Here is a 21,803-nt window from a genome sequence, read left to right on the forward strand (position 1 = left end):
CCTCTGCGCTGTCAGCTAGGTCCGCTACTGCTGGGGCGGCGGGTTCTGGCCCTGGGGCGGATACGGCTGCTGGTAGGGCTGCCCCGGCGCCGGCTGCCCGGGGTGGCCGTAAGGCTGCGGCGGTTGCTGGGGCTGCTGGCCGGGCTGTGGGGCGGCCTGGCCCGGGTAGGGCTGACCGGGGTACGGCTGGGCCTGCTGCGGCGGGTAGGGCTGGCCCGGATACGGCTGGCCCGGCATCGGCGGGGCGGCGACCGGCGGCGGGTTGCCGTCGGACGTCCACAGGCCGTGCGACTGCTGGTGCCGGGCGATGTCCTCGGCGACCATCGCCGCGAGCGTGAAGTACGCCTCCCGCACCTTCGGCCGCATCATGTCGAGGTCCAACTCCGCACCGGCGGCGAGGTGTTCGTCGAAGGGCACGACGACCACGCCACGGCACCGGGTCTCGAAGTGCGCGACGATGTCCTCCACCTTGATCGTCTTACCGGTCTCGCGGACACCGGAGATGACGGTGATGGAGCGCGCCACCAGGTCCTGGTACCCGTGCGCGGAGAGCCAGTCCAGCGTCGTACTGGCGCTGCTCGCCCCGTCCACGGACGGCGTCGAGATGATGATGAGCTGGTCGGCGAGGTCGAGCACTCCGCGCATCGCGCTGTAGAGCAGACCCGTACCCGAGTCGGTCAGGATGATCGGGTACTGCTTGCCGAGGATGTCGATCGCGCGCCGGTAGTCCTCGTCGTTGAAGGTCGTGGAGACGGCAGGGTCGACGTCGTTGGCGATGATCTCCAGGCCGGAGGGGGCCTGGGAGGTGAACCGCCGGATGTCCATGTACGAGTTGAGGTACGGGATCGCCTGGACCAGGTCACGGATGGTGGCACCGGTCTCGCGCCGCACCCGGCGGCCGAGCGTGCCCGCGTCCGGGTTGGCGTCGATCGCGAGGATCTTGTCCTGGCGCTCGGTCGCGAGCGTGGAGCCGAGTGCCGTTGTGGTCGTCGTCTTGCCGACACCGCCCTTGAGGCTGATGACCGCGATCCGGTAGCAGGACAGCACCGGGGTCCTGATCAGCTCCAGCTTCCGCTGCCGCTCGGCTTCTTCCTTCTTACCACCGAGCTTGAACAGCCCACCGCCGGACGCCGGCCGACTGCTCCTCTGCTTCTGCTTCTTGCTGTTGAGCAGCCGGTCGGAGGACAGCTCCACCGCCGCCGTGTAACCGAGCGGCGCCACACCCGGGTTGGTGGGCTGCCGCTGATCGTGCTGCACGGGCTGCGGCCAGGCGGCACCAGTACGGGGGTCGACGGGCGCGGCGGCCTGGGGATGACCGGGCTGACCGGGGGCGCCTGCGGGGCCGGGCTGGCCCGGGTGGCCCGGATGGTTGGGCTGGCCGGGGATCTGGGGTTGCGGTTGACCGGGCTGGGCCGGGGGCTGGGGGAAGCCGTAGCCGCCTTGGGGAGTGGGGGAGTTGGGCGGGCCCTGGGGGTTCGGGGTCGGTGCGCCGGGGACGCCCTGCTGGGGTGCGGGGGCGCCGGGGTGCGGGAAGCCGTAACCCGCGGGGGGAGCGGGAGGCTGGGGATTGGGGGATTGCGGCGCGTTCGGGGGACCCGGCTGGGCTGGGGGCTGAGGGAAGCCGTAACCGCCCTGGGGAGGCACGGGCGCCTGGGGCGCGGGGGCGCCGGGGGGCGGGAAGCCGTAGCCGGGGGCGGGCGGAGCCGGGGGAGTGGGCTGGCCGGGCTGGGCCGGGGGCTGGGGGAAGCCGTAGCCCGCCGGGGTGGCCTGCTGGGGCGTGGGGCTCGGGGTCGGCGGCGTAGAGGGCGCACCGGGAGCACCTGGCGTGCCAGGCATACCGGGCGTACCGGGCGCGGCGTCGGCAGGGTTGCCCCAGGCCGCAGGCGCGCCCTGGGGAGCCTGCGGCTGGAACGGCTGCTGCGGCGGCAATGGCGGCTCCCCCTGTGCGGCAGCCGGCTGCGGCGCCCCGGGGAAGGCCTGCACGGGCGGGGCCGACGGCCCGGTCGGGGGCCACTGCGCCGCCGGGGCGGGCGCGGCGGGCTGGTACGCGGGCGGCAACGGCGGAAGCCCGCCCTGCGGCACCGGCGGCGGAGCCCAGGCGGGGGGAGTCTGCGGTTCGCCACCGGGCGAGTCCGCGGCGGGCGGGGCGTCCTGGGGCGCCGTGCTGCTCGGCGGGACGGCGTCCGAGGGCTCGGGGGTGGCGGGGGTTGGGTCGGCGGGCTCGTCGGCGCCCGGAACGGAATCCTGAGGAGTCGTGTCTCGAGGAGTCGCGTCCTGAGGAGTCGTGTCCTGAGGTGCGGCATCCGTCGGCTCCGCCTCGCCGGAGGCACCGTCCGGGGCGACCGCGTGCCCGGTCTGCTCACCCTCTACGGCATCGGCTTCGCTGTCCTGCGCGTCCGGTGTGACCTGGCCCTGTTCCTGGCCTTGCTCCGCGTCGGCAGGCGCTGCATCGGCGGACGGCTCGGCGGCCTCGGTGTCGGCGGCGCCGGACTCGGCGCTGTCCTGGCCCTGAACCTCGGCATCCGGACCGGCCTCCGCGTCGGGCACAGCGGCACCCTCGGATGCCTCGCCCTCCGCCTGCGGAGCGTTCAACTCGAAGTCGGCCCCACCCGCTTCACCACCGGAACCAGTACCAGCACTCGCGTCGGCGTCACCCTCCGGGGCCTTGGCCGAAGACACTTCCGCGATCTCACGCTTCAGCGCGGTGGCCGAGATCCGCATGGTCGCGCCGCTCTCGATGTCCCCGCTGTCGGCACCGGCCTGCTCGGGCACGGGCGCCGGGGCGGGTGCGACCGGAGGCCACGGAGGCGGAAAGGAACCCCCCGACGCCGCACCCCCCGAAGCCCCGCCGGCCATGTCGACAGGCGGACCGACCGGCGGCGCGGGCGGCGGTGGCGTCACCGAACCGGCGGCGGGTCCAGCACTACCGGAATCCGAACCGCCCCCTCCCGACGAGGCGTTCTGCGTGTACCAGGCAGGCGGCGCATAGTCGATGGTGAACTCGCCCGTCGTCTCGATGGCGGACTCGGCGTCGGACTGGTCATCGCCGGGCGTGGCCCAGCCCCCGCGGATCCCGTCCCGATCGCTGTTCACAATTCCTCCTGGTGTGGTCGAGCACCCTCAAAGCCGTGCCGGGGCCGACCGTTCTTGTCGTTCGAGCCGTGTCGTCGTGACGTCGTGGCATCCGCCCCCGGGTCCAGCCTAATCACCACGAGCGCGACGACGGCAGGCCCGCCCACCCCTCAGCACCCGCCCGCTCCGTCGCACCCTGCCCTGAGATGGCGCACATATCCCCAACGAGGATGAACAAACCGGTCATTGCCGGTGAACAACTCGAAAGGGGAGGGAGACTGAACCGCCGGCGTACGACGGTCCCCGGGCGCGGGCGGCTACCGGCACCGAACGCTGCCGGTATGGAACGTACTGAACGGCTGCCGGCCGGATCGCCGAAGGCCGCCACGCCCGTCAGTCCATCCGCCGGGGCGTACCCAGCAATCCGGTCTCGACGTCGGTCGGTTGGGTCATCACGTACTGCCGGTCACGGTCGGCGCACCAGAGGGTGACACCGTCGGCGAGCGTCGGCAGCGAATCGATGTCCGCGCGGGGCAGGGCCATGGTGCGCCCCAACTCCGCCGCCTCGTCGGGCGAGACCCGCTGCACACCGACGAGCCGGGCCTGCCGGATGAGCCGGGGGGCGGCCGGGCTGAGGTACGGCAGCAGCGTCAGGACGGACTGCCAGGGGCCGGCGACGACCCGTCCGCGCGGCGGACGCATACCGCAGTCCCGCACGACCAGCACGGGACCGCCGGCCGAGGCGCCCTGCGGCGGCACTCGCCCGACGTCGTACACGGCCAGGCCGTTCTGTCCGCCGCCCATGGCGTGCACCAACTGCATCCAGGCCGGTGCCCGCCCGGTCTCCACGGCGACCCTCGCCCCCGTGGCCGCCGCGCGCAGGGCGAGCACCTGGGCAGTCCACAGCCCGCCGATCAGAACGACGTCGTAGGGGGTGGGCCGGTTGATCCCGAGGACAGCGGGCCGGCTCTCGGCGTCGACGCCGATGACGACGCCGTCGTCCCCGACAGGCAGCGCGAGCGAGTCGAACTGCTCGACCGACAGCGCGTGCCGTCCGTGCCGGGGCCCGATCAGCCCGAACCCGGAACGCAGCCGCTCGCGCACCCGCTCACCCACGGAAGGCCCCGGGGCGGCTGAACCGGGGGCGGTGGCGCTGGAATCGGGCGCGTAGGGGCCCGTACCGGTCATGGTCATCAGCGGACACCTCCGAGAGGCAGCGTTGCGAGGACACCCGGCAGCTGTTCACGGTCGAGCCGCGCGAGCCCGGTTCCGGCCTGCCGGGCCGCGTGCTCCAACGCCCGCCGGGCGGCGACGAGTTCGTCGTCGCTGCGCCCCGTCACCCGCACATGTCCGGTGATCGCCACTTCCTGCCGCACTCCGCGTGCCAAGGTCAGACTGAACGTGGTGGCGAGCGTGGGCACGGCCGTCAGCTGCCCCACGAGCTGCGGAAGCGACGGGCCCCGACCGCCCAACTGCGGCCACCGCCGCACCCAGTAGGTCGTGTGCCGGCGGTTGTCGCACCGCCAGTTGCGCCCGGACTCCTCGGTCCGCCGTTGTGGAGTCTCCGTACGTCCCGCCTCGGCTGTCACCAGGGGATTGGCACAGGCGGAGGTGGCGACGGCAGCGATCAACTCCTGCTCGTCGAGCACGGTCGTGCGAAACCCGGCCCCGGTCAGCCGACTGGCCAGATGGTCCGCGACCCGCACCACACACTTCTGTGCGCCCAGGAGACCGCCCCCGCGCGCGGCCACGGCCTCCGGGCACACTTCCGGGTCGAGCTTCAGCGCGATCCAGGTGATCCGGATCGCTGGCGTACCCGTCTGGGCCTGCAACGGCGCGTAGTTGCTGACAGCCACCGACTGCTGGGGGAGCTGGATCGCGGGAGCAGGCTGGGTGTGCAGCACGATCTGCGCACCCTCCAGCCGGATGCCGTCCACCTCCAGCGCGTCCCGCACCAGCCTCAGCGGCAACGGCTGCCGGCTCCTGTCCGCCCGCAGCGCCGTCGCGTCCGCCTCGACCTGCAACACGACGCTGACGAACGTCCCGTCCCCGATGATCCCGACGCTCCGCCGGTCCCGTCCGCCGTACGCGTAGGTCCGCAGGGTCGGGTCGCACTCCACCGCGGGCGCGAGCCCCGGCTCGGTCCCGGGCGGTATGACCGCTTCGGCCGCCTTGCGCTGCCGCGCCTTCAACGCCCGTACCGTGGCCAGCCATTCGGGCAGCGAGCGCCCCCGGCGACGTACCGCTGCGAGCAGTACGAGCACGATCGCGACGACGGCCGCGGGCACGAGCGCGAGGGGGTGCACGGCCCAGCCGACGAGCAACACGGCGGCGGCCGCTTCGACAAGGAGCACCTGCTGCAAACGGAACGCGCCGAAGTGCCCGGAGCCCGCCTTGAGATGCGGTGTGAACGGACCGGGAGCGGGAGTCGTCACCGCGGGCGCGGACGGGGGCGTGACAGCGGGAGCGGAACGCCGGTCGGCCGCGTCTGTCCGCGATCGTGATCGCGTCCGGCTTGCGGAAGCCATTGCTGCAAACCCCCCGTAGTCACCTGAAACGACCCACTCGACAGCGGCCTCGATGTGGAACGAACCCTACCCGCCCCACACGCACAACGGCTCAACGGGCATAGTAGGGGCGGTCTGACAGCGGAGGGCGGGGGCGTCGGCCCCCGGGCGCGGTACGGGGAGAAACAGGCACTCATGGCATCACGGCGGGACGAACTCAACGCCTACACGTTCGCGAAGCGACGCACTCTCGCGGCCTTTCTCCAGCCGTCCCCCTGGGGCTCGGAAGAGGGGGCTCCCAAGCCGTTGCGGGCCGTCGTGCCCAGCCTGATCGCCGGTGCCCTGGTCCTGGGCGTCTTCGGTGCCTGGGGCATGTTCCAGCCCACCGCGCCCAAGGAGTGGAACCAGCCGGGCACCCGGGTCATCGTGGGCAAGCAGTCCACGACACGCTATGTCGTGCTCAAGACGGACGGGACCACCCGCCTCCACCCCGTCCTCAACCTGGCCTCCGCCCGGCTTCTCATGAACGGCGCCGACTACCAGGTCGTCCAGATCAGCGACAAGATCCTCGACGCGGGCAAGCCGCCCCGCGGCCCCATCCTCGGCATCCCCTACGCACCGGACCGGCTGCCGACCGCCGACGAGGCGGGCAAAGCCAAGCGGTGGGCGGTGTGCGAGCAGCCCGGTGGCGAGGGAAGCACGGTCCAGGAGGCGACGTTCGTCCTGGCCGACCGGGACGTGAAGAGGACCGACGGCTCCGAACGCCTCTCCGGCGGCGAGGTCCTCTATGTCAGGACCCGCGCCGGAGACCGCTTTCTGGTGGACGCCGCCGGAAAGGCGTACCCCGTCGCGGGCGAAGCGACCGAGGAGGACGACCGGAAGCTGACGGACGCGCTCGTGGGCTCCAAACAGCCTCAGCTCGTCACGAAGGAATGGATCGACACCCTGCACAAGGGCGACCCGATCTCGTTCCCCGAACTCCCCTCCGGCGTGGGCGCACCGGCCGGGATCCAGGGCCAGCTCTCCGACGACGAGAGCAGGGTCGGCATGGTGCTGGTGACGGAGACAGGCGAGGGCGAGAGGTACTTCGTCGTGCTGCCGGGCCAGGTGAAACCCATCAGCGAGTTCACCGCCTGGCTGCTGATCAACTCGCCCAGGACCGCCGTCCTCAACATGAACGGCGAGGCTGTCAAGGTGGGCCTCCAGGACTTCACCGCCGACAGCGCCCCGTTCGACGGCCAGCCGGCGGACTGGCCGACGCGGCGCGCCTCCATGGTCAACTCCGCCTCCGCGGACTCGGGCCGCGACACCGTGTGCAGTGTCCTGAGGGACGTGGACGACGACAACGGCACGACGCTCCAGACCTGGGCGGGCACCGGGTACCCCGCGGAGATCGCCGCAGGCGGGACGAGCACGTACGTCACCCCGGGAACGGGACTGCTCTACACACAGATCCAGGGCACCGACAGCGATTCGGGGTCACTCTTCCTCGTGACGGACACCGGCCTCAGGTACGCCGTTCAGGCGAACGGCGACAGCGACAGCGAGCGGTCCGGCGTAGGCACGGACGGCAAGCGGAAGACGTCGGACGGGACGCCGGAGCCGAGCGAGGCCCAGGTGAAGCTCGGCTACGAGAACGTCCGCCCGGCGAAGGTCCCGCTGGTCTGGTCGGAGTTCCTGGCCAAGGGCCCCCGCCTCGACACCAACAGCGCTCGCCAGCCGCAGGGTTCTTGAACGCGCGCGTCCGCGCACCATCTCCGCAGCGGCTCCACACCACAGAAGGACGGGAGCGACGTACAGGTGTCGCCGAAGAAGACAACTCTGCCGGCCGCGGCCGTGCTGCTGACCGCGCTGAGCACCGCACCGCCAGGGACCGGCCTCGACGCGTCCGACGTACGCACCGTGTCCGACGTACGCACCGTGTCCGACGTACGCACCGTGTCCGATGGGCTCCACGCGCGTGTGCGGATCGACGGCAGTGGTGAGTGCACCTTCCCGGCCAAGCAGGTCAAGGGCACTCCCTGGTCGCTGCAGCGTGTGCTCCTCGACGAGCTCTGGCAGGGCACCGACAAGGGCAAGGGCATCCGGGTGGCGGTCATCGACACCGGAGTCGATGACGAGAACCCGCAGTTGAAGGCGGCCGTCGACAAGGCGGCCGGACGCGACTTCCTGGCCAAGGGCAAGAGCGCCGATCCCACGAACGACCGGGAGGGGCACGGGACGAAGGTCGCGGGCATCATCGCGGCCCGACCGCACGACGGCACGGGCTTCGTGGGCCTCGCCCCCAACGCCACGATCATCCCCATCCGTCAGAACGACGCCGAGAATAGCGGCGACTCGGACTCCATGGCGGAGGCGATCACCTACGCGGTCTCCCAGGGCGCCGACGTCATCAACATCTCCCAGGACACGACCAAACCCCTGTCCGGCACGTCCACGCTTGCGCAGGCGGTACGCGCCGCCATCGCCAAGGGCGTCGTCGTGGTCGCCTCCGCGGGCAACGACGGCCTCGACGGCACGTACAAGAACACCTACCCGGCCGCCTTCCCCGGCGTCCTCGCGGTGGCGTCCTCCGACCGCAACAACGAACGAGCCTCCTTCTCCCAGGCGGGCGAGTTCGTGGGCGTGGCGGCCCCCGGTGTCGACATCGTGTCCACGGTCCCGGGCGGCGGCCAGTGCACGGACAACGGCACCAGCTTCTCCGCCCCGTTCGTCGCCGGTGTCGCCGCACTCCTGAAGGAGAAGAACGAGGACTGGTCGACGGCCCAGATCGTGACCCAGATCGAGCAGACGGCCGAACGCTCCGTCAACGGCCACGACAACTTCGTCGGCTGGGGCGTCGTCGACCCGGTCCGCGCCGTTCAGGATTCCGACGTCGCCGACCCACCCTCGTCGCCGACTCCGGACCCCGGTGTGTCCAAGGCCCCGGCCCCCGACACGGAAGCCTTTTCGCTGGCCGAAACACCCCACGAACGCGACGAGCGCTACGCCACCTACACCCTTGGCCTCACCGCGGCCGTGGTCACGGTCATCACCGGCACGGCGGTCGTACTGCGCGATCTGCGCCGTCGGCACCGCGGAAAGGACGCCCGAGCATGACCCGACGTCCGGGAATCAGCGGGGAATCAGTCGGGAATCGGTTGAGAAGCCTCTCGTACGACTGGCGGACATGCGGCATGTGGGATTGGCACTTGCCGGGCAGCGAGAGCGTGAGACCCGGCACGTGAGGTGACTGCTCGGGGTCCGGTGAGACGAGCACCGAACCCCGGGACGATGGCTACCACGCAGCGGTCATCGGGCTGCCATCACCACACTCGTGGCTCCATTCCACCGCCGCACTCTCACTGCCGCACTCTCACTGCGGGGCGTCGGCCCCTTGCTCCAGCCCGCCGTTGTGAGGCGCCGGCTCCAGATCGAACTCCCCGTCCCGCGCCCCGAGCACAAAGGCGCGCCACTCGGCCTCCGTGTACCGCAGCACGGTGTCGGGATCGAGCGACGACCTCATGGCCACGGCACCCTCCGGCAGATAAGCGATCTCGACCCGCTCCTCATGCTCCTCGGTCCCCGGCGCGCTGTGCCACTCCACCCCCGAGATGTCGAGCGCATACAGCTCGTCCTTCTCGCGCTCTTTGCGTTCCTTGAGCGCCTTCTCAGCATCCTTGTCCAGCTCATCGGCCATGACGGCGCGATCCCTTCCCGACGTACGAACGAGCTACGGGGTCACAGTACTTGCGCGGTGGCATGCCCGTGACCGACAAACAGAACAGCGCTGTGTCACACCCCGCAATCCTCGCATCACCCCCCGTCGGCAACCGGAGTCCCTGTGCGGCCCTTGGTCCGACACCTGCCCGGCCCCTGAACCGCCCCTTACCACTTTGCAGTTGGAAGCGTCACGTCAAGTGACTAGAGTGGTATGCGGTATCACGTGGGTGGTACGGCACGGGGGCGGTTGACACTGTGGCCGCGCGGCGCGCGACGATCACGGTGGTTCTTGCCCGCCTGGACCATCTGGGCGTCCGGCCTCGATGGACGCGTCGCGGCGGTCGATACCGCCGTCACATCAAGAGGAGGGTGGAGAACCTGTGAGTGGGACCGCGGACCAGAAACGCGAGAATGACCAACTCATCGCGCTGGCCAACAAGATCCAGAACTTCCACGTCGAGGTGAGCCGTCGTGTGACGTCGCTCAACACCGTGGTGGACATGATCCAGGGCGGCTGGCAGGGCGCGGCGAGCCAGGAGTACGACAGGGTGCAGCGAGAGGTGAACGTTCACCTGAAGAAGCTCCAGGACAACCTCGTCGACCTGGAAGACGTCATGCGCATGGCCGTCAACGGGTTCGACGAGCACGAGCAGGAGCGCATCGCGGAGATCCGGAGGGTGGACAACTCCGGGGAGTCCCAGGCCCAGGCCGAGGCGGGTATGAGGGGCCAGACGTACACCACCGACCGCATCACCAGCCTCGCCTGAGCCACGGAGGAGACCCACGATGAGCACCAGCTACGACCGCACAGCGATCAGCTACGCCACAGTCACCCAGGCTGCGAGCGACGTCCGTAAGACCGCCACCGACCTCACACAGGAACTCGAAGCCCTCATGCAAGAGGTGAAGCGCGTCGCCGAGACCTGGGAGGGCGAGGCGAAGACGGCGTACGGAGACATCCAGCGCAAGAACACCACCGAGATGCAGGCGATGACGGAAAAGCTCAACTTCATCGCCACCCTGCTGGACAGGTCGGTCGTCGGCTACCAGGGCACGGACCTGGACGGCGCGAAGCGCCTCCGCATGCTGATGGGCTGACACACGGCTGAGGGGCGGGGGAGTCGGCGGGATACGCTGCCTCCCCCGTTGTGCTGGTGAAGGTCACCCGGCAGACTCCGGAGACTCCATGGGAACCTCGGCCCAGACCGTCAGCTCGCCGCCGTCCCGCAGTGTCCCCCACCGGACGGCCAGCGCTTGGGTGATCACCAGCCCGCGTCCGCGTTCCTGCTCCAACCCCAACAGTTCCGCCGACGCGGGCAGATCCGCGGATGTCGGCCTTCCACCCTCGTCCGTCACGCTGATCACAGCGGTGCGGGAGGTGAGGCCACAGTCAACGGTAATCGTGTGGCTGTCACTGTGCTCCAGAGCATTGGCGACGAGCTCTCCGGCGATCGTTTCCAGGTCGTCGATCACACTTTGGGGCAGTCCCCACGAGTCGGCCGTGTCGCGGACGTGACGCCGGGCGAAGCACGCGGAGGTGAGATCGGTACCGGGGAGGGCGATCCGGCCGAAGCGTCGATGCTCCGCCGGCACCCCGCCGAGCCGAGCACCACGAGACTCGGCGATGAGCAACACATCGTGGAGCGCATCGGTCAACTGACCTGCCAGCGGCGCCCACTGACTGCCATCCGCACTCTGATCCGGCAACACGGCCCGCGCTCGCCCCAGAAGCCGGCCCGCGAGTCCGAGCTGCGTGCGCTCGATCCGGTCGGCCACCCGAGAGGCCGTGCCCTCGCCGTCGGTGAGGAGGAGACAGGGCTGGCCGTGGGAGCCGGTCCAGGGCAGGAGCCGTACATGCTTCCCCTCGTCGTTCATGACGCAGTCCCCAGGTGGGTGTGGATATCGCGGCGCAGCGGCTGGACCCCTGCCTCCTCCTCGTGCTCATACGCGGCGAGGTAGCGGTGGGCGAGGGCTTGCGAGGTGCCGTCGAGGGGTTCGTACCAGCAGCGGACGGTGGGGGCTGCAGGCCCACGGTGCGCTGCGGGGCGCGGAACCCCAAACTGGCTCGGTAGTGGATCCAGTCGTCGCATGAGCACTCCCTTGATGAGGTGCGGCTGGCAAGGCGGATGTACACGCACACGTCAGACCACCGCGTTTGGTGACAGCTTCAGTACGCAGCGTGCTGGTTGAGTATGCTGCCATTGAATTTCAATGGTCGATACTCGATTGGCTCAACTCTCCCTCGACAAGGTGAACTTCAGGGCGGGAGGTGCGAGCTCCGGGTACCGCATACGCTCTGCCTGGCGCTCCGCAGTCCGAGGGCAGGTGACTACGACGGCCGAGTAGGAGACGAGACGGTGACCGTACGAGGATCAGCGGGACCTGCTGGTCGCATGCAGATCGCCCGCGGGCTGAAAGCGCTGCGAGCCCGAGCCCGCCTCACACAGTCCGAAGTGGCCAAGCATGCTGGAGTTTCCGTCGGTACCGTCAACCGGTACGAGACGTGGCAGGACCGCGCGAAGCTCCGGATCCCGACGGTGAGAGCGATCGCCGATACGTGTGGTGCCACACCGGAGGAGCTGGACACGCTGATCCAACTCGTCCGCAACCAGGAGAACGGCTGGTGGATGGACCATCCGGCAGTACCAGAGGTCCTGGACCCGCTGATGTCCTTTGAGGACGTCGCCGAGTACGAACACGTCTTCGCCAACGCTCTGGTGCCCGGCCTGCTTCAGACACCGCGTTACGCCCTCGCTCTCCACGAGGCACAGGACGTCCGAACGGGGGCCGATGCCATCGCGAGCAAAGTGGACGCCCGCGTCAAGCGCCAAGCGATTCTGGAGCGGGCCCCGGCGCTACACCTGTGGGTGGTGCTGGACGATGCGGTCCTCCGGCGACGCGTCGGCGGCGTTGACGTCATGGCCGAACAGCTCGATCATCTGTACGCCATGGCGCAACGCCCCAACGTGGACATCCAGATTCTCCAGTTCACCGCAGGCGCCCACGCGGCCGGCTCGGGCGGTCATTTCCTGATCCTCGGCCGTGACGACACAGGCGACCCGCTCGGCAATGTGAGTGTGGTCTATCTGGAACTCCACAAACGGGGGCTCTATCTCGACGCCCCCACCGATGTGCAGAGCTACAAGCTCATGTTCGACTACCTGCGATCACAAGCAGCCGACACGTCGGCCAGCCTCCAGCTGTTGGCCGAAGCGCGACAGGAGCTCAACCGATGAACGAGACACAGATAACCGACCGACTCGCAGCAACGGATTGGTTCAAGAGCAGTTACAGCGCGGCGGACAACGAGTGCGTGGAGGTTTCACATGCTGCGCAACGCGTGGGTATACGTGACTCCAAAGCCATTGACCGGAGAGGATTTACCGTTGGCTCAGACGCGTTCGCTGCATTTGTTGCCAGCCTGAAGAACAGGTCCAGCGGCAGAATGGCCTGACAGCTTTACGTTCTGGCTCACATATGCCTGCAGTGGTTTCTTAGGCAGCCTGTTTGGAGACGGATACCCTGTCGATTCTCGCGATCGATTTCGGTTTCCGTCGAGCCGCCTGTTCGCGCCGAGGAACCATGTCACTGCCCCTGGATACAAATAGGTGCCACGCTGAAGGGTAATGCATGGAAAGAACTCAGTGCGTGCTGCAAGCTCGGTGGGAGAAAGAAAGATATCGAGTATTAAGATCCTGAATCCATGGCCGGAATCTCATTGGGGAGATTTTTCACTTCCTGACATTTGCCAATTTTGTACGCATGCTTCGTCATCTGGAAGGAGAAGTCGGTCAATGCCTTCCGCAAGGCGTGTCCTTTGACGCGACTGTCCCCGATAACCCTTGCCTGGGTTACGAGTGCGTAAGACTCAACTGCTTCATTCGACTCCTTGCCAGGAGGAGTGCAAGGTACGTATACGGTGGCGAGGCCTGACACTGTGAGAGCACGGACATCACCACTCGATACCTTCATCACCTTGCCGTCGCCTTTTTCCTCGAAATGGCGAGTCCAACTGGTGATGGAGGCGTCACTAACCTCGCTTTCGCCAGAAATTATCGAGTTATTACTGGTCGTGATACGGCAAGCAAAGAGAAAGTCCTCACCCGGGGCGGTCTGACTCTCCCCGGCTTGAGCCTCACGGGTGTCCGGGAGAGCACTCGCCACTGTGGCACGATCGACAGCACCCGAACAGACTTCTGCTGGCAATCGATTAAGCCCCATAGTGAAAAAGTATTTGTAACCGGAAAAGCATCCGAAAGCGAGGAGGAGGCCTGCTCCGCCTAGCGTCGCTACTCTCACTTCTTTCTTCATGGTCATAACCGCGATTCTAAGAATTCAGGCGCTCGGGCATCCCGCGCTTATCCGTCCAGGGACGTCCGACAACGCCTCCTGCTCCTTGAGCGCCAGCCAGGTTGACAACAAGCCCCAGGAGCACCTTGATGCCCAGGGCCTTCCTGCCACCGGACTCGCTGGAACACCCCCAAGTTCTTATGAGCTGGGCGAGGCAGACGAAACTGGTGTGTTTGCCGACCAGAAATCTGAATTCTCGCTAGGGAGCGGCGGCTCGCTTCCGTCATATTCTGGAACGCCGGAAACTGGCTGCGGTGGTGCTACCGCGGATTTCTTGACGCAAGGAGTTGTAACCTCAAAGTGGGCCTGCCCCTGATAGCCGAAGAGCAAACGAATTTGGAACTGATCCGGTGTGATGAAGTAGGTTGCCGGATTCGTGGTGCTTTTGTTCGCGGTGCGATGGGTGAATCCTTGTTTCTCCCAGTAGCGTTCCACAACACCCAAAAAACTACCCCTTCGTTCTGGGGAAATAATCGTCGTCACGGACACTCTCCGAGATACAGAGCAAGTCAAGTCCGTGAAGATCCCGTGCTCCCACTGCACTTGAGGCTTGATTGCCGTCATCGTTTCGGTCAGGATGCTGTCTGCTCTTTCAGCTGCTTGTTGCATTGTCATGTCGGACATGTTTTTACCTTCGCTGCCGTTATCTCCCAGCACGCCGCAGCCCGTAGCGAGGGCGACGACCATCACAGTCAACCCAACGCGTACTTTCATAGATGATCCTCCCGGATGACTCCGTCCCCATTTGCGGATGTCATCGGTGCGTGCTCCAGTAAATGGTCCTCGGAGACCGCCTCCAGCATCGTCCGGCGGTAGTCGCCGACGACGATCCGGGCCTCCGAGGGGGTGTAGCGCTCGGCGATCTGCTTCGCGATCAGGCGCAGCAGGTTCGTCTTGCCCGACTCGCTCTCCCCGAAGACAACGGCCGAACGAACGAACCTGAAACCCCGTCAACCCGCCCTGACCAGCTGATCAGCGCCTCCCGCACACCGGGGGAACCTCACGGACCGAACCGAGCCGAGCCGGACCGAGTCGAACCGAGCCAGACCGAACCGAGCCCGACCAGGCCAGACCGAGCCGGACCGAGCCAAGCCGAGCCAGACCGAACCGAGCCCGACCAGGCCAGACCGAGCCGGACCGAGCCAAGCCGAGCCAGACCGAACCGAGCCCGACCAGGCCAGGCCGAGCCGGACCGAGCCAAGCCGAGCCAGACCGAACCGGACCGAGCCGAACCCGACCGGGCCAGACCGAGGCGAGCCAGACCGAACCGAGCCAGGTCGAGCCGGACCGAGCCGAGCCGGACCGAACCGAGCCGAGCCGAGCCGAGCCGGACGGAGTCGAACCGAGCCAAGCCGAGCCAGGCCGAGCCCGAGCCCGAGCCCGAGCCAGACCCGACCGGGCCGGAGCGAACCGAGCCAAGCCGACCGGGCCAGGCCGAGCCAGGCCGAGCCAGGCCGGAGCCGGGCCGTGGCCGGGATCGGGATCGGGCCAGGCCGAGCCGGGGCCGGAACCGGGCCGAGCCGGGGCCGGGGCCAGGCCAGGCTCGGACGTGGGTCCCGCGTGGAACCGGACGGGGCGATCCCCGTGAAAACAGCGCCGGACGGGCTGGTGACCAGCCCGTCCGGCGCCTGGGGGGGAAGGGGAACGCTCAGTCGCGGCCCAGCAAACGCAGCAGCGCGGTCGTCAGCTCCTCCTCCGGCTTGGCCGCGGCGCCCTGCGAACGCCAGGCGACGAAGCCGTCGCTGCGGACCAGGACGGCGCCCTCGGCCCCGATGCCGTACCGCGCGGGCAGCGCGTCGTCCGGGTCGGTGAGCCCCGCGCCGCCGACCCGGTGCGCCACGAGCGGCGCGCCGAGGCGCTCGGCGACGGCGGCGGCCGCCGCCTCCCAGGCCTGGCCGCCGGCGGCGGTGACCAGGACCGGCCCGGAACCGTACAGGTCGAGCGAGGAGATGGTCTTCCCGTCACGCTCCAGCGTCACGTGCGGGGCCCTGGTGCCGGCCTCGCCACTGAGCTGCCGGGGCGGCACCGGCGGGCCGTCGGAGTAGCGGTAGCCGAAGACGGTGGTGCTGTAGCTCTCGGCCGGGCTGAGCCCGCCGTCCTCGCCGCCGTCCTGGCCGGTGCGGTCCTGCATCATCGCCATGGTCTGCTGGAGGGTCATCCAGGCCACCGGCTGCCGCTCGGCCTGGTAGGTGTCGAGCAGCGCCTCCCCCGCGGTGCCGTCGAGCACCGCGGCCAGCTTCCAGGCCAGGTTGTGCGCGTCCTGGATGCCCAGGCTGGCGCCGAACCCGCCGGTGGGCGGGACCAGGTGGGCGGCGTCACCGACGAGGAAGACCCTGCCGCGGCGGTACTCCCTGGCGACCTGGGCGCCGATGATGAAGCTGAGCCACTTGGCGCCGCCCGCCGGCAGCTGCGCGACGATGCGCACCTTGAGGTCGGGCAGACCGATGGCGGCCCGCACCAGCTCGATCGCCTGCTCCTCGGTGACCGTCTCCAAGGTGGTGTCCGGCGGCATCGGCGTGGCGAAGATCCAGCGCTGATCGCCGTCGTGCGCGAAGAGGATCGTCGAGGGTGCCGGCCGGTCGAGGTAGCAGACCCCGACCGGACGGCCGCGGGCCGCCTCGCTCAGATCGGCCTCGAACAGCACCGAGACCGTGGTCGCGAACTCGCCGGGGCCGTCGAGCTCGATGCCCAGGTCGGAGCGGACCGGGCTGCGACCGCCGTCGGCCGCGATCAGGTACCGGGCCCGCACGGTGCGCTCGGCCCCGCCCTCACGGTCCCGTAGGACGGCGGTGACGCCGTCGTCGTCCTGCTCGAAGGAGACGAGCTCGGTGGCGAAGGCGAGTTCGGCGCCGAGCTCGGTGGCCCGCTCGCGCAGCAGGTGCTCCAGCCGGTCCTGGTCGATGGGTGCCCACTCGCAGGGGCTGACCTCGCCGGTCGGGTCCGGGCTGTCCGTCGGCCCGCTGAAGTGCTCCTCGGCGGCCAGCGTCTCCGCCTTGATCATCTGGAGTTTGCTGAAGTCCGTGGCCAGGCTGGCTTCGGCCCAGATCCGAGACTCCAGCCCCGCCTGCCGGTAGACCTCGACCGTACGGGGATTGATGCCCCGCGAGCGGGGATGGCTGAGGGTGTCGGGGTGCCGCTCGACGACCAGGGTGCTGACCCCGTGCCGGGCGAGGAAGACGGCGGTCGACAGGCCGGTGACAGCGCCCCCGACGACCAGCACTTGCACCTCGGAAGGCGCCTTGCTCATGGGGAGACTCCTCTCTGGTGGGGTTCAGGCCTTCTTGCGGCAGACAACGAGCGTGTCGTACTCGCTGAGCGGGGAGACCTCGACGGTGGAGAAGCCGACCTGCTTGGCGACCGCCACGGCCTCGGAGATCGGGTACTCCTCACCGCCGTCCGTGACGAGCAGCATGTCGAGGCTGATCACCAGGTTCTCGATGTGCGTGGACTCGTCCTCCAGCATCCGGTCGTAGATCAGCAGGGTCCCGCCGGGGTTGACGGCGTCGTACGCCTTCGCGATGAGCTCGGCGCGCTGGCTCTTGTCCCAGTCGTGCAGGACGTGCCCGAGGATGACGACGTCGGCGGTGGGCAGCGGGTCCGTGAAGAAGCTGCCGCCGTGGAAGGTGACGCGTTCGGTGAGGCCGTCCTCGGCGACCCGCTCGTCGAAGAGCGGTTCCATCGCCGGGAGGTCGAAGACGTGGCCCGTGAGGTGAGGGTGGTGCTTGGTGATGATGGAGCACAGGTTGCCCCGGGCGCCGCCGACGTCGAGCACGGAGGCGTGGCCCGACCAGTCGTACTTCTGGGCGAGTTCGGGTCCGACGACGTGGGTGAGGGCGTCCATCATGCCGACGAACTGGCGCAGGATGTGCGGGTTCTTCGTGACGGCGTCGAAGTCGCTGCCGGACTGCTGCTTCCCGGTGCGCAGGCCCTCGGAGAGCCGGCCCCACGCGGGGTAGAGGTTCCGGTTCGACCGCTCCAGGAAGCCGCCGACGTAGCTCTTCTTGCCGTGCACCAGGTAGGTGTCCGCGCCCGTGGTGTTGCGGTAACGCCCGTTCTCACGCTCCAGCAGGCCGAGGGCCGTGAGCAGGCTCAGGAAGTCCGACAGGCCACGCCCGTGCAGCTCCAGCGCGGACCTGATCTCCTCCTCGGTGGCCTGGCCCTTCTCGTGGAGCACCGTGAACAGGCGCAGCTCGACAGCGGTCAGCAGCGCCTTGGCGTCGCAAAACATGTTGCCGAGCCGGATGATCCCGGCAGGAGTACTGACGTCGGGAATGGTGTGCGTCATTCGCTTCTGCTCCTTCCAGCGCCTGCCGTGGCCGAGTGCCACGCGGCCGGCCGACCGTCACACGGCTGAGTCGAGAGCGCCTTGAACAGAGACAGGGGCGGACCGGCGGGACGGTCGGAAGTCCCCACACCGGATCGCTGTTCCGGAAGTCCCCACACCGGATCGCTGTTCCGGAAGTCCCCACACCGGATCGCTGTTCAAAGGCGCCCGGCACGCGCCCCGGACGCTGCCCAAGGGGGCTAGCCAGGGCCGGTTGCGAAAGTGGCCTCTGCCGCGCGACGCCCGGCACGCTCCCCACTCCCGGCTCCGCTCGAGCGGGAGGGGCCCTCATCGCCGCACCACCCGAAAGCACAAGTACACCCAGTACTAGCTAGGGCTTTCGGCCGGCACTCCGAAAGCACGCTCCCCCACGCCGCCGCGCAGCCGCCCTCGGGGCGACGAGGCCGCTGTCGCACAGGCCCTGGCCGCGTACCCCGGACCGCTCCGCCTCCACCGCCCCTTGAGGCGGCGCAGCTATTCATCTCGCGTCCGTCCGAACGACCGGATCGTCCAGAGGGGACATGCATGTACGACGTGAGGATCCCAGTACTGATCATCGGTGGAGGGCCCGTGGGCCTGTCCACCGCCCTCTTCAGCGGGCGACGTGGTGTGCGCACGATGCTGCTGGAGAAGCGTGACAGCACCTCCACCCTGCCGCGCGCCCCGGGTCTGCAGGCCCGCACGATGGAACTGTTCCGGGCAGCGGGTCTCGGCCAGGACATCCGGGCCCTGGAGATGGGCGACTCCCACTCCTACTTCGAGGGCGGCATCATCAAGGTGCACACCTTCGCCGGCATCGATGACGCCGAGCTTCTGGAAGCCCCTTCGCTGGACGGGCCGACGGTCAGCCCCGAGCGGGTCATGGGCTGTGGTCAGGACCGCTACGAGAAGGTCCTGGCCGAGAAGGCGCGGGAGGCCGGCGCCGACGTCCGCTTCGGCACCCGTCTGATCTCCTTCGAGCAGGACGAGGACGGCGTCACCGCCGTCGCGGAGGAGAACGGCGGCAAGCGGTACACCATCCGGGCCGACTACCTGGTGGGCGCGGACGGCGCCGGAAGCCTCACCCGGGAGTCGCTCGGGGTCGAGCGGAGCGGCCGCGGCACCGTCTTCAACGCCCTCAGCATCTACTTCCGGGCGCCCGAGCTGGAAAAGCTGCTGAAGGACCGTAAGTTCATCCTCTGCTACGCCAGTGCCAGCGGCACGCTGATGGGTCTGTCCCGGCTGCACGGCTGCGACCCCTGGCTGGCGACTCCCCTCTACTACCCGGAGAAGGGGGAGAAGCCGGAGGACTACACCGACGAGCGCTGCGTCGACATCGTGCGCCGCTCGGCCGGCAAGGACATCGACGTGGAGGTCGTCGCCAAGGTGCCGTGGCGCGGCGCCCAGTTGGTCTCCGACACCTTCCGGGTGGGCCGGGTGTTCCTGGCCGGTGACGCCGCGCATGTGCACCCGCCGGCCGGTGGGTTCGGCGCCAACACCGGTATTCACGACGCCCACAACCTGTCCTGGAAGCTGGCCGCGGAGCTGCAGGGCTGGGGCACCGACGCCCTGCTGGACACGTACGACGCCGAGCGCCGCCCCCTGGGCACGGCCATGTCCGAGCAGGCGCTGGTCCGCAACCGGATCCGGCACGGCTACGCCACCGAGCAGGACAGGGCCGACTTCGTCGACGACGTCATCATCACGCTCGGCTACCGCTACCGCTCCTCGTCGGTGCTCGCTCCGGCGGACGCCAAGGTACTCACCCCCGACCTGGAGCTCACCGGCGAGCCCGGCACCCGCGCTCCCCACCTGTGGCTGCGCCGGGGCGAGGAGACGATCTCCACGATCGACCTGTTCTGGGACTCGTACGTGCTGCTCACCGGCCCCGACGGCGCCCCCTGGGCCGAGGCGGCGACGAAGGTCGCGGAGAAACTCGGGATACCGCTGCGCACCCATGCGATCGGTCCGGACGAGGAGCTGCGGCCCACCGACCGCGAGTGGACCGAGGTCTACGGGGTGGGCCCGGCGGGCGCGGTGCTGGTCCGCCCGGACGCCTTCGTGTCCTGGCGATCGGCGGAGTCCGTGGCCGACCCGCTGGCGGTGCTGTCCGATGTGATCGCCCGTGTGTCCGGCCATGAGCCGGCCACGGTCTGAAAGGACCCCCGAGATGCCCGAGATGACTGACACCGACACCGCCGCCGGACCGGCGGCCGTGCTGGGCCAGGCCATGGCGTTCCAGTCGGCGAAACTCGTCCTGACCGGGATGGAGCTGGGCCTGTTCGAGGCGCTGGCCGAGGAGCCTGGCGACGAGGAGGAGCTGCGCAAGCGGCTCGACCTCCATCCCCGGGGCACCGGACACTTCCTGGCGGCCCTGACCGAGCTGGGATTCCTGGAGCGCGAGGAATCCGGGCGGTACCGCAACTCGGACACCACCCGGCGCTGCCTGGTGCCGGGCGGCGAGGGCTACCTGGGCGGCTTTCTGCGGGCCGCGGACCGGGTGATGTACCCGGCCTGGGGCCGGCTCTCCGAGTCGCTGCGCACCGGCGCGCCGCAGGCCGCCACCTTCAGCGGCGAGGACATGTTCGGCGAGCTGTACGACAGCGAGGAGAAGAAGGACGGGCTGGTCGGCATGGCCGAGGACGCCAGCCGTCCGCTCATCCCCGCGCTGGCGGCCGGCTTCGACTGGGCGGCCCACCACTCGGTGCTGGAGCTCGGCGGCTGTCGCGGCAACGTGCTGGCCGGGCTGGTCCGGGCCCATCCGCACCTGGACGCCCGCGTGTTCGATCTGCCACAGCTGGAGTCCGACTTCACCGCGCACATGGCGGCGATCGGGATGACCGGCAAGGTCGGGTTCCACGGCGGGGACTTCTTCGCGGGTCCGCTGCCCGAGGCCGATGTGCTGATGATCGGCCACTCGCTCATCGACTGGAACGACGAGCAGCGGCAGCGACTGGTCCGCAACGCCTTCGCGGCGGTGCGACCCGGTGGGGCGTTCCTGGTGTGGGACCCGGTCATCGTGGACGGGGAGGACAGCTACCTGAGGAACCTCATCCGCAGCCTCAACCTCCAGCTGATGACGCCGCACGGCACCGGGTACGACCTGGCCCAGTGCGCCGAGTGGATGCGGGCGGCCGGCTTCGCGTCCGTCAGCCACACCTCGCTCGGCCACGACGTCACCTTGGTCATCGCCAGGAAGGAGTGACCCGCGGCCGCGCGTTCCCCGGCGCCGGATGCCCGCGCCGCTTCGGCGTCGCAGGCGCCCGGGGCCCGCGCCGCTCAGCCGCGGATCCGGGACACGTGTTTCTCCTGGATCTCGCGGCTGCCGCGGACGAAGTCCAGCAGCAGCCGGAGTTCCGCCGCCGAGTAGCGCTGCAGCCCCTCGTTCGCCTCCTCGGCGAGCGGCCGGTAGATCTCGTCCGCGGCCTGGCGGGTGCGGTCGCTGGCCCGTACGACGGACCTGCGCCGGTCGGCCGGATCCGGCTCCCGGGTCAGATAGCCGAGCCGGTCCAGCCGGTCCAGCATGGCCGTGACGCTGCCGGTGGTGAGTCCGAGCGCCGCACCCAGTTCCCCGGGTGCGGCGCTCTCACGCTGCAGCAGCACATCCAGGCAGCGCAGATCGGTCTGGTTGATTCCCAGCCGGGCGGCGGCCGCCGCGTCGACCGCCTCCACCGCGCCCTGCAGGGCACGGATCTCGCCGGCGAGTTCCCAGCACAGCGCCTCTTTGCTCAGGCCGTCCGCAGCTTCACTTGACATTCAAGTATCTCGACCTTCAAGATAGAGGTACACCTTGAGAGTCAAGATAGTTGACCCCCAAGGAAAATCAAGCCGTATCAGATCGGGAATGTTGCCCGGGTTCCAGGAAGGAA

19 protein-coding genes are annotated in these 21,803 nt (G+C 69.1%); 8 read left to right on the top strand and 11 right to left on the bottom strand.

Translation table 11 applies throughout. The annotated features are described in order from the left end of the window. Positions 1-24: 24 nt before the first annotated feature. The 3 genes from CES90_RS05630 to eccE form a co-directional block, all read right to left on the bottom strand. The gene (locus CES90_RS05630) at positions 25-3,093 is read right to left on the bottom strand and encodes an SCO5717 family growth-regulating ATPase (RefSeq protein ID WP_208921404.1); all 3,069 of its coding nucleotides are present in this window, start codon (positions 3,091-3,093) and stop codon (positions 25-27) included. A gap of 372 nt (positions 3,094-3,465) precedes the next feature. Continuing rightward, positions 3,466-4,260, bottom strand: a complete 795-nt coding sequence (locus CES90_RS05635) for a hypothetical protein (protein ID WP_189782682.1) — start codon at positions 4,258-4,260, stop codon at positions 3,466-3,468. A gap of 5 nt (positions 4,261-4,265) precedes the next feature. Next, positions 4,266-5,600, bottom strand: coding sequence for a type VII secretion protein EccE (gene eccE, locus CES90_RS05640; RefSeq protein WP_189782630.1), 1,335 nt, complete (start codon positions 5,598-5,600; stop codon positions 4,266-4,268). 174 nt (positions 5,601-5,774) lie between these two features. Here eccE and eccB point away from each other — a divergent pair, with 174 nt between their 5' ends. Both eccB and mycP read left to right on the top strand, forming a co-directional pair. Continuing rightward, positions 5,775-7,313: a type VII secretion protein EccB gene (gene eccB, locus CES90_RS05645; RefSeq protein WP_189782631.1), complete on the top strand. Its 1,539-nt coding sequence runs from the start codon at positions 5,775-5,777 to the stop codon at positions 7,311-7,313. Positions 7,314-7,379: 66 nt separating this feature from the next. Further along, the gene (gene mycP / locus CES90_RS05650; RefSeq protein WP_189782632.1) at positions 7,380-8,678 is read left to right on the top strand and encodes a type VII secretion-associated serine protease mycosin; all 1,299 of its coding nucleotides are present in this window, start codon (positions 7,380-7,382) and stop codon (positions 8,676-8,678) included. Between the two features lie 256 nt (positions 8,679-8,934). On the opposite strand, the gene CES90_RS05655 is transcribed toward mycP, so the two are convergent. After that, positions 8,935-9,258, bottom strand: coding sequence for a DUF397 domain-containing protein (locus tag CES90_RS05655; protein WP_189782633.1), 324 nt, complete (start codon positions 9,256-9,258; stop codon positions 8,935-8,937). Positions 9,259-9,661: 403 nt separating this feature from the next. Here CES90_RS05655 and CES90_RS05660 point away from each other — a divergent pair, with 403 nt between their 5' ends. Together CES90_RS05660 and CES90_RS05665 are read left to right on the top strand one after the other, a co-directional pair. Continuing rightward, a complete protein-coding gene (locus CES90_RS05660) occupies positions 9,662-10,048 on the top strand; it encodes a WXG100 family type VII secretion target (RefSeq protein WP_229913773.1) in 387 nt (128 codons plus the stop codon). Between the two features lie 19 nt (positions 10,049-10,067). Further along, entirely contained in the window at positions 10,068-10,379 is a 312-nt protein-coding gene (locus tag CES90_RS05665; RefSeq protein WP_189782634.1) for a WXG100 family type VII secretion target, read from the top strand. Between the two features lie 63 nt (positions 10,380-10,442). On the opposite strand, the gene CES90_RS05670 is transcribed toward CES90_RS05665, so the two are convergent. Both CES90_RS05670 and CES90_RS05675 read right to left on the bottom strand, forming a co-directional pair. Further along, positions 10,443-11,057: an ATP-binding protein gene (locus CES90_RS05670; protein WP_189782635.1), complete on the bottom strand. Its 615-nt coding sequence runs from the start codon at positions 11,055-11,057 to the stop codon at positions 10,443-10,445. Between the two features lie 95 nt (positions 11,058-11,152). Beyond that, positions 11,153-11,371, bottom strand: a complete 219-nt coding sequence (locus CES90_RS05675; protein WP_189782636.1) for a hypothetical protein — start codon at positions 11,369-11,371, stop codon at positions 11,153-11,155. Positions 11,372-11,674: 303 nt separating this feature from the next. Between CES90_RS05675 and CES90_RS05680 the strand changes: the two genes are divergently transcribed. Next, a complete protein-coding gene (locus CES90_RS05680; protein ID WP_229913774.1) occupies positions 11,675-12,517 on the top strand; it encodes a helix-turn-helix domain-containing protein in 843 nt (280 codons plus the stop codon). Continuing rightward, positions 12,514-12,735, top strand: a complete 222-nt coding sequence (locus CES90_RS05685; protein WP_189782638.1) for a DUF397 domain-containing protein — start codon at positions 12,514-12,516, stop codon at positions 12,733-12,735. The genes CES90_RS05680 and CES90_RS05685 overlap by 4 nt, the downstream gene beginning before the upstream one ends. A gap of 233 nt (positions 12,736-12,968) precedes the next feature. On the opposite strand, the gene CES90_RS05690 is transcribed toward CES90_RS05685, so the two are convergent. The 4 genes from CES90_RS05690 to CES90_RS05705 all read right to left on the bottom strand — a co-directional run bounded on the left by CES90_RS05690 (position 12,969) and on the right by CES90_RS05705 (position 17,916). Next, the gene (locus CES90_RS05690; RefSeq protein ID WP_189782639.1) at positions 12,969-13,598 is read right to left on the bottom strand and encodes a hypothetical protein; all 630 of its coding nucleotides are present in this window, start codon (positions 13,596-13,598) and stop codon (positions 12,969-12,971) included. Between the two features lie 171 nt (positions 13,599-13,769). Continuing rightward, positions 13,770-14,345: a hypothetical protein gene (locus CES90_RS05695; protein WP_229913775.1), complete on the bottom strand. Its 576-nt coding sequence runs from the start codon at positions 14,343-14,345 to the stop codon at positions 13,770-13,772. Positions 14,346-15,279: 934 nt separating this feature from the next. Then, a complete protein-coding gene (locus tag CES90_RS05700; protein WP_189780262.1) occupies positions 15,280-16,878 on the bottom strand; it encodes an FAD-dependent monooxygenase in 1,599 nt (532 codons plus the stop codon). A gap of 24 nt (positions 16,879-16,902) precedes the next feature. Further along, positions 16,903-17,916 (bottom strand): methyltransferase, encoded by a 1,014-nt coding sequence (locus tag CES90_RS05705; protein ID WP_189780263.1) that lies wholly within the window; start codon positions 17,914-17,916, stop codon positions 16,903-16,905. A gap of 564 nt (positions 17,917-18,480) precedes the next feature. Here CES90_RS05705 and CES90_RS05710 point away from each other — a divergent pair. Together CES90_RS05710 and CES90_RS05715 are read left to right on the top strand one after the other, a co-directional pair. Further along, entirely contained in the window at positions 18,481-20,091 is a 1,611-nt protein-coding gene (locus tag CES90_RS05710) for an FAD-dependent monooxygenase (RefSeq protein ID WP_189780264.1), read from the top strand. A gap of 13 nt (positions 20,092-20,104) precedes the next feature. Beyond that, positions 20,105-21,139 (top strand): acetylserotonin O-methyltransferase, encoded by a 1,035-nt coding sequence (locus tag CES90_RS05715; protein WP_229913511.1) that lies wholly within the window; start codon positions 20,105-20,107, stop codon positions 21,137-21,139. Between the two features lie 74 nt (positions 21,140-21,213). On the opposite strand, the gene CES90_RS05720 is transcribed toward CES90_RS05715, so the two are convergent. Then, positions 21,214-21,690, bottom strand: a complete 477-nt coding sequence (locus CES90_RS05720; protein ID WP_189780265.1) for a MarR family winged helix-turn-helix transcriptional regulator — start codon at positions 21,688-21,690, stop codon at positions 21,214-21,216. Between the last annotated feature and the right edge of the window lie 113 nt (positions 21,691-21,803).

The organism is Streptomyces capitiformicae (assembly GCF_002214185.1).
Taxonomy (GTDB): Bacteria; Actinomycetota; Actinomycetes; order Streptomycetales; family Streptomycetaceae; genus Streptomyces; species Streptomyces capitiformicae.